Origin of the sequence: Maricurvus nonylphenolicus, assembly GCF_042854845.1 — a bacterium.
In the GTDB taxonomy this organism is placed as follows: domain Bacteria; phylum Pseudomonadota; class Gammaproteobacteria; order Pseudomonadales; family Cellvibrionaceae; genus Maricurvus; species Maricurvus nonylphenolicus.
Genome location: NZ_AP031498.1, coordinates 4,841,064 through 4,859,215 on the forward strand (window position 1 = coordinate 4,841,064; position 18,152 = coordinate 4,859,215).

General features: G+C 48.3%; 17 protein-coding genes. 9 read left to right on the forward strand and 8 right to left on the reverse strand.

Annotated elements, in window-relative coordinates:
- The first annotated feature begins 49 nt into the window (after positions 1–49).
- Entirely contained in the window at positions 50–901 is an 852-nt protein-coding gene (locus ACGHZ6_RS20980) for an SDR family NAD(P)-dependent oxidoreductase (RefSeq protein WP_390616003.1), read from the forward strand.
- Between the two features lie 65 nt (positions 902–966).
- On the opposite strand, the gene ACGHZ6_RS20985 is transcribed toward ACGHZ6_RS20980, so the two are convergent.
- Together ACGHZ6_RS20985 and ACGHZ6_RS20990 are read right to left on the reverse strand one after the other, a co-directional pair.
- Positions 967–1,872 (reverse strand): bile acid:sodium symporter family protein, encoded by a 906-nt coding sequence (locus ACGHZ6_RS20985; RefSeq protein WP_390616004.1) that lies wholly within the window; start codon positions 1,870–1,872, stop codon positions 967–969.
- 165 nt (positions 1,873–2,037) lie between these two features.
- Positions 2,038–2,604, reverse strand: coding sequence for an HD domain-containing protein (locus tag ACGHZ6_RS20990; RefSeq protein WP_390616005.1), 567 nt, complete (start codon positions 2,602–2,604; stop codon positions 2,038–2,040).
- A 163-nt stretch (positions 2,605–2,767) separates the two neighbouring features.
- Here ACGHZ6_RS20990 and ACGHZ6_RS20995 point away from each other — a divergent pair, with 163 nt between their 5' ends.
- The gene (locus ACGHZ6_RS20995; protein ID WP_390616006.1) at positions 2,768–3,670 is read left to right on the forward strand and encodes a LysR substrate-binding domain-containing protein; all 903 of its coding nucleotides are present in this window, start codon (positions 2,768–2,770) and stop codon (positions 3,668–3,670) included.
- Between the two features lie 120 nt (positions 3,671–3,790).
- Here the strand turns inward: ACGHZ6_RS20995 and ACGHZ6_RS21000 are convergent, their stop codons facing one another.
- Positions 3,791–4,603, reverse strand: coding sequence for an enoyl-CoA hydratase/isomerase family protein (locus ACGHZ6_RS21000; protein WP_390616007.1), 813 nt, complete (start codon positions 4,601–4,603; stop codon positions 3,791–3,793).
- Between the two features lie 186 nt (positions 4,604–4,789).
- Here ACGHZ6_RS21000 and ACGHZ6_RS21005 point away from each other — a divergent pair, with 186 nt between their 5' ends.
- A complete protein-coding gene (locus ACGHZ6_RS21005) occupies positions 4,790–5,782 on the forward strand; it encodes a GlxA family transcriptional regulator (RefSeq protein WP_390616008.1) in 993 nt (330 codons plus the stop codon).
- Positions 5,783–5,787: 5 nt separating this feature from the next.
- Here the strand turns inward: ACGHZ6_RS21005 and ACGHZ6_RS21010 are convergent, their stop codons facing one another.
- From ACGHZ6_RS21010 to ACGHZ6_RS21030, 5 genes are all read right to left on the reverse strand, one after another.
- Positions 5,788–7,092 (reverse strand): tetratricopeptide repeat protein, encoded by a 1,305-nt coding sequence (locus ACGHZ6_RS21010; RefSeq protein ID WP_390616009.1) that lies wholly within the window; start codon positions 7,090–7,092, stop codon positions 5,788–5,790.
- 68 nt (positions 7,093–7,160) lie between these two features.
- The gene (locus ACGHZ6_RS21015) at positions 7,161–7,658 is read right to left on the reverse strand and encodes a hypothetical protein (RefSeq protein WP_390616010.1); all 498 of its coding nucleotides are present in this window, start codon (positions 7,656–7,658) and stop codon (positions 7,161–7,163) included.
- Between the two features lie 371 nt (positions 7,659–8,029).
- Positions 8,030–8,713, reverse strand: a complete 684-nt coding sequence (locus tag ACGHZ6_RS21020; RefSeq protein WP_390616011.1) for a substrate-binding periplasmic protein — start codon at positions 8,711–8,713, stop codon at positions 8,030–8,032.
- A gap of 121 nt (positions 8,714–8,834) precedes the next feature.
- Positions 8,835–9,419 (reverse strand): substrate-binding periplasmic protein, encoded by a 585-nt coding sequence (locus ACGHZ6_RS21025; RefSeq protein WP_390616012.1) that lies wholly within the window; start codon positions 9,417–9,419, stop codon positions 8,835–8,837.
- A gap of 194 nt (positions 9,420–9,613) precedes the next feature.
- The gene (locus ACGHZ6_RS21030) at positions 9,614–10,621 is read right to left on the reverse strand and encodes an AraC family transcriptional regulator ligand-binding domain-containing protein (protein ID WP_390616013.1); all 1,008 of its coding nucleotides are present in this window, start codon (positions 10,619–10,621) and stop codon (positions 9,614–9,616) included.
- Positions 10,622–10,766: 145 nt separating this feature from the next.
- Between ACGHZ6_RS21030 and ACGHZ6_RS21035 the strand changes: the two genes are divergently transcribed.
- The 6 genes from ACGHZ6_RS21035 to ACGHZ6_RS21060 all read left to right on the forward strand — a co-directional run bounded on the left by ACGHZ6_RS21035 (position 10,767) and on the right by ACGHZ6_RS21060 (position 18,143).
- Positions 10,767–11,300 carry a cupin domain-containing protein gene (locus ACGHZ6_RS21035; RefSeq protein ID WP_390616014.1) on the forward strand — a complete coding sequence of 178 codons (534 nt, stop codon included), beginning with the start codon at positions 10,767–10,769 and terminating at the stop codon, positions 11,298–11,300.
- A gap of 66 nt (positions 11,301–11,366) precedes the next feature.
- Positions 11,367–13,592, forward strand: coding sequence for a TonB-dependent receptor (locus ACGHZ6_RS21040; protein WP_390616015.1), 2,226 nt, complete (start codon positions 11,367–11,369; stop codon positions 13,590–13,592).
- Between the two features lie 116 nt (positions 13,593–13,708).
- The gene (locus ACGHZ6_RS21045) at positions 13,709–14,902 is read left to right on the forward strand and encodes an alpha/beta fold hydrolase (RefSeq protein ID WP_390616017.1); all 1,194 of its coding nucleotides are present in this window, start codon (positions 13,709–13,711) and stop codon (positions 14,900–14,902) included.
- A 163-nt stretch (positions 14,903–15,065) separates the two neighbouring features.
- Complete coding sequence (locus ACGHZ6_RS21050) at positions 15,066–16,331, forward strand: DUF4034 domain-containing protein (protein ID WP_390616019.1); 1,266 nt, start codon at positions 15,066–15,068, stop codon at positions 16,329–16,331.
- A 106-nt stretch (positions 16,332–16,437) separates the two neighbouring features.
- Entirely contained in the window at positions 16,438–16,776 is a 339-nt protein-coding gene (locus tag ACGHZ6_RS21055) for a hypothetical protein (RefSeq protein WP_390616020.1), read from the forward strand.
- A gap of 107 nt (positions 16,777–16,883) precedes the next feature.
- Complete coding sequence (locus ACGHZ6_RS21060) at positions 16,884–18,143, forward strand: TolC family protein (RefSeq protein ID WP_390616021.1); 1,260 nt, start codon at positions 16,884–16,886, stop codon at positions 18,141–18,143.
- The last annotated feature ends 9 nt before the right edge of the window (positions 18,144–18,152 follow it).

Genomic DNA, 18,152 nt, shown 5'->3' on the forward strand with positions numbered 1-18,152 from the left:
CTTATAGTTAACCATTGCCAAAATGGGTTTTAACATTGGGAGTTAAACAATGAAAACATTTCATCGACGTGTAGCCGTCATTACGGGCGCAGGCTCTGGCATCGGTCAAGCTCTGGCCGTTCAGCTGGCACAACAGGGCTGCGCGGTTGCCCTGGCGGATAAGAACCTTGACGCGCTAAAGCTCACCCGGGAAATGGTGCAAGATCAGGATGGACGATGCAGCATACACGAACTTGATGTCTCTGATTTAACCGCAGTCAAAGCCTTTGCCGACACGGTACACAAAGAATTCGGCAGTATTAATATGCTGTTTAACAATGCCGGCGTCACACTGATGGATACGGTAGCCAACCAGAGTATCGATGATATTAACTGGTTGATGAATATTAATTTTTGGGGTGTCGTTTACTGTACCCAGGTTTTCCTACCCTATATCCTTGACGCTGAAGATGCGCACATCATTAACGTCTCCAGTATCTTTGGTATGGTCGCTGTACCCGGTAACAGCGCTTACAATGCGTCAAAATTTGCCGTAAGAGGTTATACCGAAGCCCTGCGTCATGAATATATGAAGTCACATCTGAACGTCACCTGTGTGCTACCTGGCGGCGTAAAGACAGGCATTATCAATAACGCCAAGTTTAAGACTTCAGGCTTAGCTGCCAGCAAAGCTGAAATGGAAAAGCGCTTCCAGAGCAATGTAAAAACAACCCCCGAACAAGCTGCCCAGCAAATTCTGAATGGCGTACTGAAAAACAAGGCCAGAGTTATTATTGGTAAAGACGCAAAAATTATGGATTTTGTTGCGCGACTCTTCCCCACAACCTACTACCACATACTGGGCATTGAGCGACGAGCCAACAGCCAGCAAGCACCTCAAACTAACAGCGCCATAGGATAAACCACCCTAGCAGGCAAGGGATTAAGAACAATCCCCTGCCTTTCCTTCCTCTGTTTAGACCTTTATTACGTTGCCGCCGCAGTGGTTCCCCTTAATAAACGACTCCAGGCGATCATGCCCCCAGATATCAACATCTGCACCGCGCCATAAAATAGCAAAGAGAATAAAGCCATATCCCCAACGGGATCAGCGACACCCGCAACAGCAGGGAATAAAGACGCTTTCAACATAATGCCCAGGTTGATATTGCGTACCGTCACTTCCATTTCAATCGCGGCAGCATCATAGGTCGACAATCCCATCAAACGACACACCAGCCAACTTAAGAAAACCAGTGTTACCAGCAATAAACTCAGCATCAACATATTGCCTTGGCCAAATACCTCAGCATCGAGACGACCCGACATAGAAGAGCCTACAACAATCACCAATAATCCAAACAAGGAGGCGCGAACACACCAGGTAGAGAATGTTTCAGCCCAGTCAGGAAAATAGCGTAAAAAGGCCATACCCAACGTTAGGGGTAACAGTAGCGTTAATGCGATCTCTTTCATGATCGCGATACGAGGCACAGCAAAACCATCCCGCATATACCCCGAGATTAAGGCATCCAGAATAAGCGGCACAGTGATCAAACACGCCAGTGTCGTTAATGCCGTGATAGTTATCGATAGCGCGATATTGCCCCTGGCAAAGTGGGTAAAAATATTTGATGAGGAGCCACCCGGTATAGACACAATGATTGCCACACCTACGGCAACACCACCGGCAAGGCCAAACACCTGAATAAATAGCAGGCCTATAACCGGCACCAGCAAAACCTGGATTAAACTTCCTGTAGAGACAGCTTTGGGCTCAATCAACACTTCCCGAAAGTCCTTGGGTGTTAGGGCGGCGCCCATCCCCAACATAGCCATCACCAACTGGAAGGCGGCTAACCAATATTCATACTCAATATAAAAGGTACCCATAGTCTCTCTACCTATCACAAGAAATCTTTTTATCGATTGGCCAATATAGCAATCTCTTACGGCAACGAGCTGTCACATGGGTAACAGACAAATAGAAAAGGCGACACAGATGTGTCGCCTTTACAGAAACCCAACAATCCTTGTCGGTATATATCCCCTGGATATTTATGCCATAGATTTCGGAGCAAAAATCCGGCGCACCATCGGCTCAAAAAACTCCAGCGGCAGGGTATCGTATTCCGGATCGAAGGCGGTTTGATCCCACTTTTCACAAAAAGCGGCACAGTCTTCAAACCAGGGATTATCACGGTACTGGTCACGGGTATTGGGATCCTTACCGATATGATCCCAGAAGTAAAAGCCCTGGAATTCATCGTGATGCTTGATGATCCAATAGGTTTTCTCGGATACGTAAGGCTTTAAAATCGCAGCGGCATATTCGCCGTGATTAAACAGCGCCAGGCTATCGCCAATATCATGAATCAGTGCGGCGATTACCATCTCTTCTTCGGCGCCATCACGGTAGGCGCGAGTAGCACTCTGCAAACTGTGCTCATAACGGCTGACCGGGAAAGGCTGAATACCACCCTTAAGGCCCTCCAGCTCAGCCAGAATACGGTCTGCCAGACCGGCCATATTCTTGGTTTCACCTTCAGCAATAATGCGCCAATCCTCAGCGGTGGCCTCGGTCATTTTGCGAAAGGTCGCACGGGGTTCATTCATCGCGGTCATAGGGTCTCTCCTGAATAAGCAGGCTTTATAGCCCGAATCATTAGTATTTATTGAATAATCACGGTTTCAAACTGATTATTTCCCTAAAAACCCCCTATGAATAGCGATAAGCCTTAAACTATCATTAGCAAACGTAATAACTATAAACCTATGGTCAACCGCCATGAAACGCAAAATCCCCCCCTTGGCCCTGCTGGAAAGCTTTGAAGCCACCGTGCGCCTGGGTAGCCTGACCCGCGCCGCCGAAGAACTTCACCTGACCCAAGGTGCCATCAGTCAGCATATTCGTAAGCTCGAACAGTTTCTGGAACAACCCCTGTTCCGCCGCCAGGGCCAACGACTTATCCCCAACGATGCTACTACGCGCTACTGTGAACAAATTCGTGCGATTCTGAATAATGCTGAAGAGGCGACCCATAACCTCACCAACCGCGAAAGCCTGTCGGGTAATCTGACCGTATCCGCACCGACCACCTTCACCGCCTGCTGGCTTATGCCGCGACTGCCTCACTTTTGTAGCGAATATCCGGGCATCAAACTTCATCTGCTTAACCGTGACCCGGAACAGACCCGCGACAGCGACTTGATTGATTTGATCCTCAAATACCAACCCATCAGTGGCAACCCCAACGACGCCACCGTATTCCAGGAAACCATTGTACCGGTATGCTCTGCCGCCTATCTGACTCAACAACAAAAACCTTCCAGCCCCAACGATCTTTTATCTTGGAATATTCTGCATCAAACCCACAGCCCCGGAGGTGCATCTGATACTTGGCTGCGAGCTATTGGTGTGGAAGCTCCTGATGAAATGATGGGTTTCAGATTTGATCGGCAGGTGTTTGCCATCAATGCGGCGCGAGATGGTTTGGGGGTAACCTTTGTGCCCGAGATTTTTGTGCGTGACGACTTGGCCTCGGGAACCCTGATTAAACCCATAGAGCATCCCGTTAAATCACTGGTTGAACTTGTCTTATCGCAACCCAGCTACAAACTGCCCACCAGCCGTAGCGAAACCTTTAAGGCATGGATCCTGGAACAAACTATAAAAGAACGAAAAGAATAAACCCGATCTTGGCACAAAGGTAGGAGGCAGTCGGTAAAGCTGATCGTAGCAATCAGCCCATGCTTAAGCGGCAGGAAAAAAGGGAGAGGCATGCCCTGCCCCTCCCAAACCCAAAGCTGACTACAGCTCGGTTTTGTTTTTACCCACACGACCTTTGTCGGTCTTGTCGGCAAAGTTCTTCAGCAGTTCTGCTACCGGCGGGTTACTGGCACCGGTGTACCCCATATAGGCTTCCTGGGCCAATTGATCATCAAGCTGACGACCAATCACATTAAAAATAGTTTCCTTGGCGGAACGCACAGCCCACTGATCATTGCGCAGAATACGTGAAGCCATTTCTTCTGCTGCATCCATCAGCTCTGCCTGGGGCACAACCTTCGATACCATATTGCACTGCAGTGCGCGCTGGGCATCAATCGGCTCGGCAGTGAGGTTCATTTCCAGCGCAATACCCACACCACAGGTATTTACGACACGAACAATACCGCCATCACCGTGGTGATAACCGCGGCGCGGTTCGAAGGAACCAAACTGAGCATTATCCGATGCAATACGAATATCACAGGCCATCGCAGTCTCCAGTCCACCGGCCAGCGCCCAGCCGTTAACGGCTGCAATAACAGGCTTGTACATACGGTGATAACCACGGGTTAAACCACCCAGGCCATCTTTGATTTTTTCACGGGGGAACAGTGCACTTTGGCTACGCTTTACCCAATCAGTTGCATGGGTCTTTAAATCTGCACCGGCACAAAATGCCTCGTCGCCAGCACCGGTGACAATGGCCAGATCAACGCCGTCATCGGCATCAAACTCCTGCCAGGTTTCCCACAATTTCAGGTGCATCTCTTCGTTAATGGCATTCATCGCCTCGGGACGATTAAGGGTAATGTAGGCAATTCTTCCGCGTTTTTCGTATAACACAACAGACATGGCTGTCTCCTTTTCATCATCTATTTGGTAAGTGGCATCAAGCTAAACAACTATCGTGATTTCCATCTTATGCCCCAACCATGCAGTTGCCCCTGGCCGAAAACACCCTCCAACAGGACAAAACGGCCAAATTGATTTACCCCCTCAAACAGGCTAATTTAGCGCTATAGCAAAGGGGGTTGTTTTATGAAGGCTGCCAATAACACAGCGGTTACCATTGTGGCGTTTGACGGGTCTATGGAGATGAGTATTGTGATGGCCCGGGACCTGTTCCATGCCGGCGCCGTTGCCAGGCAGCACGCAGAGGATGCAACAGCCCCCTCATACAATCCGCAGGTTGTGGTCGCCAGCCAGGACGGCAACGAGGTCAGTACCTTCAGTGGTTCCCACTACCATCCAGACTGCGCCATTACCGATATCAAACAAACCGAGCTTGTGGTGATCTCCGGTATCTGGGGCGAGATTGATACCCTGTTAGCCAACCATCAGCCCACCGTCGACTGGCTTATCAAACAGCACCAACAGGGCGCCCTGATTGCCAGTTTGCATACGGGCTGTTTTTTGTTAGCAGAGGCCGGTTTACTGGACGACAAGGTGGCAACTATTTATTGGCGCATGGTCGAGCAGTTTAAAGCGCGCTACCCCAAAGTGATTCTGCAACCTGAGAAAAATATTACCTCGGCCGGTAAACTGTTTTGCTCTGCTGGTGTCACCTCGGGTGTGGAGCTGGGTATCTATTTGATTGAAAAACTGTGGGGCGTGAGTGTAGCGGCCAAGGTATCGCGCCACTTTTTGATGGATATTCCCAAAGCGCCAGTGGAATTTCAGCTGGCATTGGACCAGCAAAAAAGCCACAACGATACGCGCATACAATCAGCGCAACAGTGGCTGGAATCTAACTTTTCATCGGATTTTCTGCTGGAAGAACTGGCCGATAAATTGGGCTTGAGTTTGCGCAGTTTCCGCCGTCGCTTTAAAGATGCGACGGGAGACACACCCATGCAATACCTGCACAGGATTCGCCTGGAAACGGCAAAACAACTGTTGGCCAATAGCACTTTGGGTATAGAACAAATCAGCTATCGTGTGGGCTATGAGGACGCCAGTTATTTTAGCCGCCTGTTTAAACAAAAGATTCAAATGACACCGGGTGAATATCGGCTCGCCAACCAGAACTGACGACCCTAAAACTGCAATCCAGCCCCTAACATCAACACGCCGCGATCATAATCATACTGCGACAAACTGGAACTGTTACTGGTGTAACTGTAATCGGCACTGACAATCCAATTGGAAGACAAGCGCCTTTCGGCCCGCAGGGAAAATTGATCTCGACTGTCTTGACGATGATCTTCAACACCATCAATAATATGATCATCCTTGTAGTCACTGATCCGATGCTCCAGCTTGCCGATAAACATCCATTCATCCAGCAGGTAGATGCCCTGCAACATCAAACCGTGGCGATTAACAGAGTAACTATAAAAATCGCTGCCACTGATTAAATCATCGCGGCTGTCATCGTCGAAGCGGTATCTCAGCTTCCAGCGTAAACCGTTATCCAGTTTGCCTAAATAGGCCAGATCCACCCGGTAATTATCGCCATCCAGGTAATCGTAATCACTGGACTGACTGGAGATATCCTGCCTGCGAAGATTTACCGACCAACCGCTTTGATGATTGAAATCCCCCTCCAACCCCAGATTTAACGACAGGGTCTGCAGATAATCTTCACCACCTAACTGTGATGTTTCCGCTCGCATACCCACCAGCCAGCGGCCAAAATCTGTAGCATTGGATTTACCAACCCCCAGTATGATCAGATCCATATCGTAATCAGATACCGACTGGTAACGGGAAAATAGCCCTGTACCTTCCAAATACCAGGAATCTTTTTTATGTGCGCCATCCTGATACCAGCGTGCGGTGACCAGGGTTTCCAGAAAGCTATCCTTGTCCTCTGTACTTTCGCTGGTACTGCTATCTATAACGTTATCATCAACACCGTAGCTGACATCAATACTGGCAATCCATTGACTGGGGCCCGCACCCACTGATACTTCATTGCCCGCCAATTGACGATACTGGCGAGAAGCCAACAGGGCCAAACTTTCATCTTCGCTTCCCTGCGACAGGTCGAAAAACATATCTCTGGCCAAATCCACATTACCCAGTTTCTTCTCGGTAATCGCCAGGTTATAGACCACCAGTGGATTGTCCGGCTGTTGCTGATTTAAGGCCATAAAGTCTTCTCTGGCCTGCGCCCAGTTACCCAACTTAACGTGGCAAACTGCCATATTGTATTGCAAGGCCCAGTCGCCAGGATTGGCGCTATACGCCTGCTGATAGAACTCTAAAGCGTCTTGATAATTACCTCGCGAAAATGACTGGTCAGCCTGTGTACGTAGCGATTCTGCAAAAACCACACAGGAGCAAGCTAAGAGCGCTGTCGATAACAGCAGGGCCAGGGGATTTATTATTCTTTTCATAACGGTTCTCCACAGCAGGAAACGCGCAACCGACAGGCTGCGCCATCCATATAATTGATAGTGACTGTTTACTCAGACTCTGCTGCTTCAGCGCGACGCTCACGAATACGCTCGCGCATTTTCTCTCGCATCTGGCCTCGCATCTCCTGGCGCTCAGCGCGTAACTCGTTTAGCTCTGTTTTCAAATCTTCATGCTCATCCAAATAAGCGATTAACTCCTCACGACGTTCGGCTCGGGCTTCTGCCAACTCCGCCAACCTTTCACTTAAGGCTTCTTCATCACCGGATTCCTTTAATGCCCGCAGCTCTTCCCGGGTTGCTTGTCGCTCTTCCTTGCGCGCTTCCAGATCTTCTTCGGTAATATCACCGTTTTCCAGCATATACTCCGCAATTAACTCACGAGCCGGATGTGGTAAACCTCTACCATGGCGCTCCTGGTTTTCAGTAATGACATCCATCGTTACATCATCAACATCGACATCTTCTGCATGCACTGCCGTTGATAGAGTTATACCTATGCCCCCCAGCAGGGAGATCGAAGCCACGAGAATTTTGTAGTTCATCATTTTGTTCCTTTCGCTTTTGCTCAGATAAAAGACGCTAACGATGATCCGATAAGAAGTTCCATCGCTGCGCTGTACTACGACAAGGGACTGCCTGCCGTATCCCTTCCAACGGGCGACATGCGAAAAGGTTACAAAGAAAATAACAACGGGGCGAAAAGTGTGATCTGTGACCACTTTTCAGGCGACATTGGTAAACGATAAAGCTAATCCACAGTTACTCTGGATTTCTTTGAAAATAAGCTGTGGATAACTACTCAGGAGGCACACACAGCCTGACTTGCGGAGGTCAGTTTAAAATTCATCCATCCGTCATACGCCTGCAACAATAATCAACAGAGTGGACAAATTGCAGTCAAAACAAGACGTTATAACTATTCTGAGAGAGACTTAAGGTAGGACTTCATATGCTTGCCAAGGGCGTGCTTAAAGTCCCTTTCAATGCTCCAATTGGCCGCTTGCTGGCACAAGGCTTGATAAATCCCCAACTCCTTTTCCGCCCGCTGAGTAACAGCAACAAAACTCTCTATATTGCCCAGATCAATATTCAACTCATAAGGGAAGTAACTGCCATGCTGTTCAGCCATGACCCGCATGGAGTAAGGGCCATTGATGGCCAGGTCGATACGATCGGCTAACAGTGCACGGAACATATAACGCACATCGTTAAAGCGAGATATATTTCCCATCTGCTCGCGCTGGGTTAATCCACGCTGAAAACTGGCGTAACGAAACAGCCCTATTCGCAGCTTACTCAACGCCTTGCGCGACAGCTCTGTTAATTCAAGCTGGTAGGTGTAATAACGAATGGGGATGCGGCTCATCGGTGTGGGGCATACCAATAAGAAATCCGGATAGTCTTCCAACGTTAACCCTGGATAGGTATGCACCATGGTCAAATCGCCATAGCCGGATCCCGCTTCGGTATAGAGTCGCTCAATAGGCATCACTTCAATACGGTATGAATATCCAAGCGGAGTCAGAATAGCATTTAGGGCATCGACTGCAGTGCCGTGATCTACTTCTCCACGCTTGTAGTAATAGGGTGGATAATCCACATGCTCCAAATAAACGAGTGGTCTAGACACTTCCGCAGGGGGAGCAGCCAATGCGATACCAGCCATAAGCAGCCAGACTAACAGCATCATTGTGGGGACTAATCGACCGCCTACCTTCATTCTACTTGCCCACCTGAAAGTAGTCTGTCGAGGAATAACGTTTGATAATACGCTCAACCTCGCCGGTCTCAACCATTTTCAATAGAGCCTGATCAAACTTTTCGGCCAATACTTCTGGATTCTGTAAACCTGAGCTCTTGCTCCACGCCAGATTGGCATAACTGCGTTTGTCCAAAGTTAAAGCGACATGTAGCTGATCTTTAATGCCCAAGTGTTTAGCCCCTGCCATAATCGTGGGCATGGCTGAAAAGGCCAGATCAATACGGCCAGCATAAAGTGATTTCAGCAACGACTCTGCAGTGCTGTAGGTTTGTGGCTGAACGGTTAGTTTTCCCAAAAGCACATTGTGAAAACGAATAGCGCCAATCTGGTAACCTTTAAGTTCTGCTTGCGAGTTAAGATTCAACGCCCGTTTTTTCAACCCGACTAATGCCAGCGTTAGAGAAAATAATTGTTGTTCACCGACTATCAGGCTTTTCTGCTCCGGGTAGACAACCCCTTCAAGGCCTGAGATACGAATAATGGGCGCAACATCCAAGTGGCCCTCAACCAATGCTGTTGCTATACGCCGAGGCGGAACCGGCACAGGTGTAATGCTCTTACCTATATACCCTCCCGCGGTAGTTATAATGTCAAAAATAATCCCCTGTGATCTACTGTCCTCGATATAATACCAAGGCTTCAATGCAAAAATGCCAAACCTGAGATCATCCCGCTGTGAATCTGCCGCCCCCCAAACCGGAAAAACTACGAATAATAAATAGACGGCCAAAAAGTATCTCACAGATTGTCAGCCTTCCACGCCGAGGGCGAGATACCATATTTGTTCTTAAATGCCGTCGAGAAAACACTGACATTTCTGTAGCACAACACATCTGCCAGCTGGGACAGGGTTAAATTGGATTTCAGTAAATGGAACTCTGCTCGCTGAAAGCGTACCTCATCAACAAGATCCTGGTAGCTGACCCCTTCTCGCTTAAGTTTTTGCTGGAAAGCGCGCTTCTGAAAGGGGAAGAAGCGTACAACCGCATCAATATTACAAATACCGGCATCCATATTCTGGGAAATAAAACGCTTCACATCGTCGACAAAAGAATCCGACAACGATTTTTCAATCTTGGAAATCTGCCGTTGCATTTCCTGATGCAACATCGGGTCATGTTCTCGCAGAGGTAAATCCAAGTCCGCCTCCTTAAACGCAACCCCATTAAAGTCAGCATTAAAGTTGACCGGAGTATTAAAGAAACGCCGGTAAAAGAAGCTGTTTTCCGGCTCATCGAAAATAAAGTTAATCGAGGAGGGATGCCAAAGATGGTGCGATAGTAGCTGACATATCTTCCAGTTGGTCGCGACACTCATTTGTGTAGCGATAATAGACGCAGCTACATCCGGGTTTTCAAACCGCGTGGTCAAACAGGCAACCCCATTATCACAGTGTAGCTCACGGGTGATGCCTTTCACGTGGATACCGAGATGTTTGATCATCTCCTGAATCGCGGCCCGGTATGACGGAGCTGAGCGCAATAACAATCCCAGTAATCCCAGGCTTTGCAGGCTATTCCTTTCGCCCAATAACAAACCAAAGTGGGCGCAACCGGTTATCTCCGCCGCCGTTTCTATCACTCGCAAGAAATCGTGATGCGCGATTTGGCAATCTGGATCGGCTAGCTGAGCAGGCCTGAATCCCGCCAGGCGCAACACCTCATCAGGGCTACTACCCAGCTCTTTAATCAGGTCCAGACACGGCGCTAGTACCGCGCTGCGTATATAGAAAGCGCTTTCAGGCACGACATACTGACCATTATTCAACCAAACATGCGTTAAATATAAATAATAGTGCGCGAAATGTAAAACACAAGCCAAACCGCATTGTTACGCTGGCCTTCAACATTTTCCCCTAGCCATTCAGTAAAAACACGATTAAGGAGGCGACGTGACAGTACGCCAGGTTGTAACCGGTCACGATGAAACCGGTCATTCCATCTTTATCTCCGACGACCAGATACAGGCCAATGAAGTCCGATTTATGCCGGGTTTTCAATCCTTTGAACTCTGGTCCACCCAGGCAAATCGTCAAGTACCGCATCAAGGTAGTTTGCCCGGGGTACCGAGTTATTTTCCATCGCGGGAAGGCAGCGTGTTCCGCATGATCAGCTTTCCACCACAAGCCGGTGAAACACCGGATATGCAAGCTAGTGAAGATCACTTGGCGGAATTGCAAACCACACTCCCCGGTTTGTTGGAACATCTGGAACTGGATGCACCGGGTATGCACACCACCGATTCCATCGATTACGGCATTGTTCTCACAGGTGAGATTTATCTGGAATTGGATAACGGTCAGGAGCGTTTATTAAAAGCCGGTGACTGCGTCGTACAAAACGGTACCCGTCACGCCTGGCACAACCGCTCCGGTGAGCCAACGCTAATGGCTTTTATTTTATTGGGCGCCCAGCGCGCTATCTGAGCATGTAACCGCTGTAACGCTAAGCAGTACCCAAAAACCATAATAACAATCTCCCAGGAGAGTATCATGAAGAGCAAGATGAAAACCCCATTGATCCCTACCAGTTTGTCGCTGGCGATCGCCATGGCAACCCCCTTGATAACTCAAGCCAGTGAGGCTGAGCTTTTGCAACTGGAAGAAGTTGTAGTGACGGCACGAAAAATTACCGAAAGCGTGCAGGACATTCCCGTCGCGGTAAATGTATTCGACAGCCAAACTGCCAAGGACCTCAATATCAACGATGTACAAGGCATGGTTGAATTTACCCCCGGCGCCACCTTTGCCAGCAGTTTCCCCGGCGAGCAGCGTTTGAGTATTCGCGGTGTATCTTCTGGCGATGGATCTGCATCCGGCGGTGCCGGTGTACTGATGATGATCGATGAAGAAGTGATCGCCCGGGATTTTATGTATTCCGCTGCGGCCTTTGATATTTCCCGTGTTGAAGTGCTTCGTGGTCCACAAGGTACGACCTACGGCCGTAATGCCGCAGGCGGTGTTGTGCATGTAATCAGTAGCCTGCCCACCGCTGAAAATGAATTCTATACCAAGGTCAACGTAGGCAATTACGATTTAATCGAAACCGAAGCGGTAATCAATGGTCCACTTACGGAGAATTTATTAGGGCGTGTAGCCTTCTATAGCCAACAACAGGAAGGCTACAACGAAGACGCCACCACAGGCAAAAGCGTAGATGACAGTGATTCCCAGGCTGTACGTGGCACCCTGCTGTTTGAAGCCAGTGATGATGTAGAAATTATTCTACGCGGTAACTGGAGTAAAGATAACAAAGACAACCCCGCACCACGCAAGCTGCGTGACAATCAAGCCGACGATGCCTTTGCACCGCTAATCCTTACCGAAGTCAGCGATGACCCCTGGGAAGTGTCCAACTCGGACAACCTGTTCTATGACCGTGAAATCTGGGGCCTGTCGGCGACTGTTAACTGGAGCACTGAGCATTTTGATCTCACCTCGATTACCACCTACCGCAGTGGTGAAGACGAGGCACGTGTTGACTTGTTTGGCAGTCCGCTGGATATCGTGGTGCAAAACTCGTTTAACGATGCTTATACCTATTCTCAAGAAGTTCGCCTAAACGGATTGCTCGAAGATGCAGGTATTCAGTGGCTAGCAGGCTTGTATTACTTACACGAAAATCATGAACGTGAAGAAACCCGTGAAATCTTTACCAATGATCCCGCCTTTACCGCGTTGGAGATGGAAGTGGTACAACGCTTTAACCAACAAAACCAGGGTGACAGCTACGGATTGTTTGGTGAGCTGTCCTACGATATTACAGACCAAACGGCAATTTCCGCCGGATTACGCTATAGCTATGATAAAAAAGACTATGACGTTGTGCATGAGATCGTTTCATTTATTCCAGGTTTAAACGTCTCTACACTGCTTGCCTCCAATTTTATGGATGATCCAACCACGCCTGTAGTTGGTGACACCGATGAAAGTTGGTCTTCCGTTACCGGTAAAATTTCATTAACTCATCAGTTTAACGAAGACAGCAATATCTACTTCACCGTTGGCAACGGCACCAAGTCTGGCGGCTTTAACCCCGAGCCAGCCAATCTCGAAGCTCTGACCACACCATACGATGAAGAGAAGGTCTTAAGCATGGAACTGGGCTTTAAATCCGAATTGCTCGACCGGCGTCTGCGCTTAAATGCAGCCATTTTTGATTCCAGCTATGAAGATATTCAAACCGTTGGTTTTCTGTCGTCAGGCACCAGCATTGTTGAGAATGCCGGTGAAGCCACTATCCGCGGTTTCGAAGCAGACTTTATGTGGCTGTTAACGGAAAACTTTACCCTGGTCGGAAGCTATGCCAACTATGATGCCGAGTATGACAAACGTATGGACGATGAACTCGGCGATCTCAGTGGGGAAAAACTGGAAGAGGTTCCCGATTGGAGTGGCCATATCGGTGCCATCTATGAACATCACCTGGCCAATGATGATCGCCTGCGCTTGCGCGTGGATTACCGCTCACGCAGTGATGTGATCGGTTTGCGAGATGCTGACGTTGGCGACCTGGATCGTCCAGGCAAGGATATCTTCAACGCCTCTTTGGGTTGGTTATCGGCGGATGAAACCTGGGAAGTAATTGCCTGGGGTGAGAACCTCGGTAACCAGGCAGAAATTTTGGTCAGCGGCCCATCCGGCGTTGGTAATGTATCCCGTGTAACCTATGGCGCACCACTTACCTTTGGTGTATCGGTAGCCTACCATCTTAAATAAATCCTAGCTGCATTCTCTCAGTGGCAACTCTCACCATTAATTCAGGAATTGCCACATTCCGCTTGGGCTCGAAAGAGCCCCTTTTTTAGACTTCTGTTTATTTCAAGGTGCAATATATGTTTAGGCAAGTTATTGGTTATCGGGATTTCCACGCAGAAGACCACTTTAATTTTCAATTTAATCGCTGGTTACCGTTCCTGCCAGAGGAAGAACTACACGAGATAGCACAACAGATCACTGATTTCGAAAGCTGGAAACACGTCTTTAGCCGCTATGCCCAGCAAGCTGAAAGCGAACAGCGTTTTAGTCATGCTACCTATTATTATCGCGCCGCAGAATTCTTTATGGCTGATAGTGATCCGGATAAAAAGATCGCCTACCGCAAAATGACATCGCTATTTGATAAGGCCTGCCAGCATATTCCTTATCGACGGGAACAGATTCCTTACCTTAATGGCTATTTACCCGCCCTCACTGTCGCCGCTAAAGGTGAGCAGAAAGATATTCTCATTGTGCACGGTGGCTTCGATTCCTTCGCTGAAGAATTACTGCCTCAATTGATTGAAGCAACAGAATGGGGATTTAAAGTTATTTTCTTTGAAGGGCCTGGCCAGGGCTTCCCGCTACAAGAATTTAATATGCCTATGCCCAACAACTGGGAGCTGCCTGTAGCTGCTGTGCTTGATCATTTTAATATTAAAGCCTGCACGTTACTGGGCATTTCGTTGGGTGGTTATTTGGCTACCCGTGCCGCAGCCTTTGAGCCACGTATCAAACGGGTCATTGCCGATGATGTGATGGAAGACTTCTACGACTGTTTGGCCAACCGCATAGGCGCCCCCAAAATGCGGATCATAAATACCCTGCTTAAGCTCAATATGAAATCAACGCTCAATAGCTTGATGGCAAAAGCTGCCAAACAGGATGTCATCTCCGCCTGGGCTATGAATCACGGCCTCAAAGTCAGTGGCAGTAAAACCTACTTTGATTATCTGAAATGGGCGCAACAGATGAACACCCGCAGTATTTCCCATCGGGTTACCCAGGATTATTTGTTATTGGCTGGCCGGGAAGATCATATGGTCCCCCTTGATCAGTTTTACCGGCAGGCCAAAAGCCTGGTTAATGTAAACAGCTTTACTGGTCGTGTATTCACCAATAAGGAACACGCGGGCAATCACTGCCATATTGGCAACGCTACCTTGGCCAATAATGTGATGTTTGATTGGATCAGCGGTTTGCTTGATCGCGATAAATCCATAACCAATAATTGTACGAAACCCCTGCCAAAGTTATTAGAACAGGCATAGAACTATGCGACATATAGAGCACTTATTCATATGACGACCAGGTAGAAGTAAAGCAAGATTAAATTCGAAAGCCTGCAAACTTTCGGTTTGATTTCCAACCACTATACTAAAAGCTATCAACACCAGTGAGTAACCCCCAAACCTCTCCGAAGTAGAAGTATCCATGCGCATCGATAAATGGTGGTTAATTTTTAGCTTTGCAGCAATAGCCGTTATTACTAGCGGCTATATATGGTTCAACACAGATCGCTCCATCCTTGTTCACCGAGATCTTTTGCAAGCAAGAGAATTCTCCAGACTAGACAAAAGTTTGGAGCAGCAAAACGATGACTACTTAAACGGAAAAATTTCCTTAAAAACCTACTATTGGGGAATAGAGACGGTATGGCCAAAACAAGACACGGCCAATGTAAAACAGCTGCTTGATGACTGGCTTAAAGCAAACCCCAGCTCTGCATATGCTCATCTTTTCCTGGCGCAACATTGGTTCCAGGAAGCGGGAAAAGCGCGTGGAGAAAAGTGGGCGAAGGACACCACCAAACAACAGTTTGATGAAATGGAAAAACTATTAGCAAAAGCCTCACCTCATCTTAACAAAGCTATCGAGCTAAACCCGTTACTCCTCAAAGCACACGCAGATAAATTGCTACTCATCAGAGGATCGTCAAAACACGGTAATGCCAGCGAATATTTTGCAAAAATTCCCGAGAGGCTCAAACAATCCCCATTTATTTGGCTGTCACTACTAAGAACAGCCTACCCACGCTGGGGAGGAAGCTACCACGAGATGGTTTTCATTATTCATAATGAAATCCCTAAACATGCTCCCAATATCAACAAAGCAGGCTCAGACTTTTTACAGGATGCGATAATCTTTGATCTTTTACGCGTCGAAATGGAAAACAAATCTTATACCGCCGCATTAATCTTGGCAGAAGAAAGAATAGATAATGGCACCCAGCACTCCGATATTTATTGGGCCGCGGCCAAAGCAGCTGCACAGATTGGAGCGTACAAAAACTGTATTACCTATGCCAAGATAGCAACAGAGATGAGGCCTTGGCGCTCTAATTTGTGGGGAAAACTTGGCTACTGCGCCGACAAGGAAGAAAAATGGGATATAGCCAAGAATGCCTATCGCCACAAATTGTTCCTGGACGGATACAGCGCATACGACCTATTTATGTTCGGTAGAGCCTACATGCACCTTTACCAGTTTAATGAAGCCTACAGGTTGTTCAAAACTGCAGAAGAGCTTGATAGGAGCTTTACTAAGTACACAACACAATTCACAGATTATATAGAAGAGCATGAGAGTAGACATATTCATTCAAGGGGAAAAACACTCGAAGATATGATCGGCACCATCACTTACGATCCAAACACCGCAGATAGTAGCGAGATTAACATCCTAACTGAGTCCCTCTAACTGTTTAGAAACTGTTAAGACAGATAACATCTATTTTCTTTCTTACCCAACTGCCGTATCATGATGGTCTTGTCAGCCAATGTAATAGATACAATCTATCGCACCAATGAAATCCGTATTGATCCTTACGCTATTTATCGTCAGCTGCATCGGCAATGCTGTGCTAGCTAGCGCCGCTATGGATGAACATCACGGCGATCTCTCATCTCACGAAATTGGTCATGATATAGCGCATATCCATATCGATACAGAGCACGATCATCACGACGAATCTCAGGCTGATCATGAACATAAAGATGCCCATGTGCATCTGTGTTTCCATATGCTGCCACTGGATAACAGCCTCCCCCATATTGGACCCAGCCGCCAGCAACAACCTCAATACTGGCATACCAGCTACTTCAGTCTGGCCCATCGTCCGCCACTACCTCCTCCTACAGCTTAACTCCGACAAACGCATACTTTTTGTTGATTAATAACTGGTTATAACAGCCGGCTCACCTGTGCGTGCCCGTTGTACCAGCGATGCATACTCTTATGTCGGAGTAAGATATGAAACCGATTTTCCGGGCAGCCACCCTGGGCTGGCTGCTATTGTGCCTGCCATATGGCACCAGTGCGTTAGCCAATGCCGAAGCAACCATTAGCTTGCAACAGGCCTTGCAGCAAACCCTGCAATACAACCCTGCCCTGCAGGCCTATCCCTATTTGATTCGAGGGGCCGAGGCTGAACGCCTGCAAGCCAGTTTGCGGCCAACACCAACACTTTCACTGGAAGCTGAAAACCTGGCCGGTAGTGGTGACTACAGTGGTAGCGATGAAGCCAGCTACACCTTAAGCCTTAGCCAAGTCATTGAGTTAGGCCAAAAACGCCAGAAACGTGTTGCACTCGCCAGCGCCAAAGAACGACAGCTGCAGAATGAGTACGAACTGACGCGACTCGATACCCTGGCAGAAACCAGCCGGCGTTATTATCAGGTACTGCGCCTGCAAGCCTTACAGACAAGTCTGACTGAACGGATAGAGCGTGAAAAAAACGCTCTGAGCGTGATTGAACATCGGGTAAAAGCCGGTGCCGTCGGCAAGGCCGATGCTGCGAAAATGGCGTTGCGTCTGGCGCAGTCTCAAGCGCGTCAACAACAACTGCAGCTTCAATGGCAACAGGCCAAATCCAATCTCACCGCCATGTGGTTAGCAGAGGCAGACTTTGCTAATGCCACAGGCAATTTGTTACACGCACCCAACGCGCCCGAGCAAGAGCACCTACTCAGTGCCTTACAGGCTTCTCCCGCGTATATGCAACAAACTGCGTTACAACGGCTGGCCGATGCTCGTCTTCAGTTGGCGCAGGCCAATGGTAAAACTGATGTCTCCGTTGGCCTAGGCATACGCCAGTTAGAAAGCAGCAACGATCAAGCCCTGGTATTCAGCGCCGCTATGCCTCTGGCCTTTAGCAATCCCAATCGGGGGCGTATTGCCGCAGCACAGGCACAGCGGCAATGGAGCCAGCAACGCAGCGAATTACTTCAACGTCAATTGCAGCTCAGCCTCAATCAAATCAGACAACAACTGCAAAGCTCGCTACTGCAAATCGATACCTTGCAGTCTCAACTACTGCCCAAAGCGCAGCAGCTACTCAGTGCGACACAAAAGGGTTATCAACAAGGACGTTATTCCGTACTGCAATGGGCCGACGCCCAAGCCGAACTCTTTGCCCTTAAACGCCAGAATATTGAACTGCATACCCAAGCCTTTCTACAGCTATTGGAACTGGAACGCCTGACCGGCCAGGCCCTGAACACAAAGGCTTAAGGAGACAGA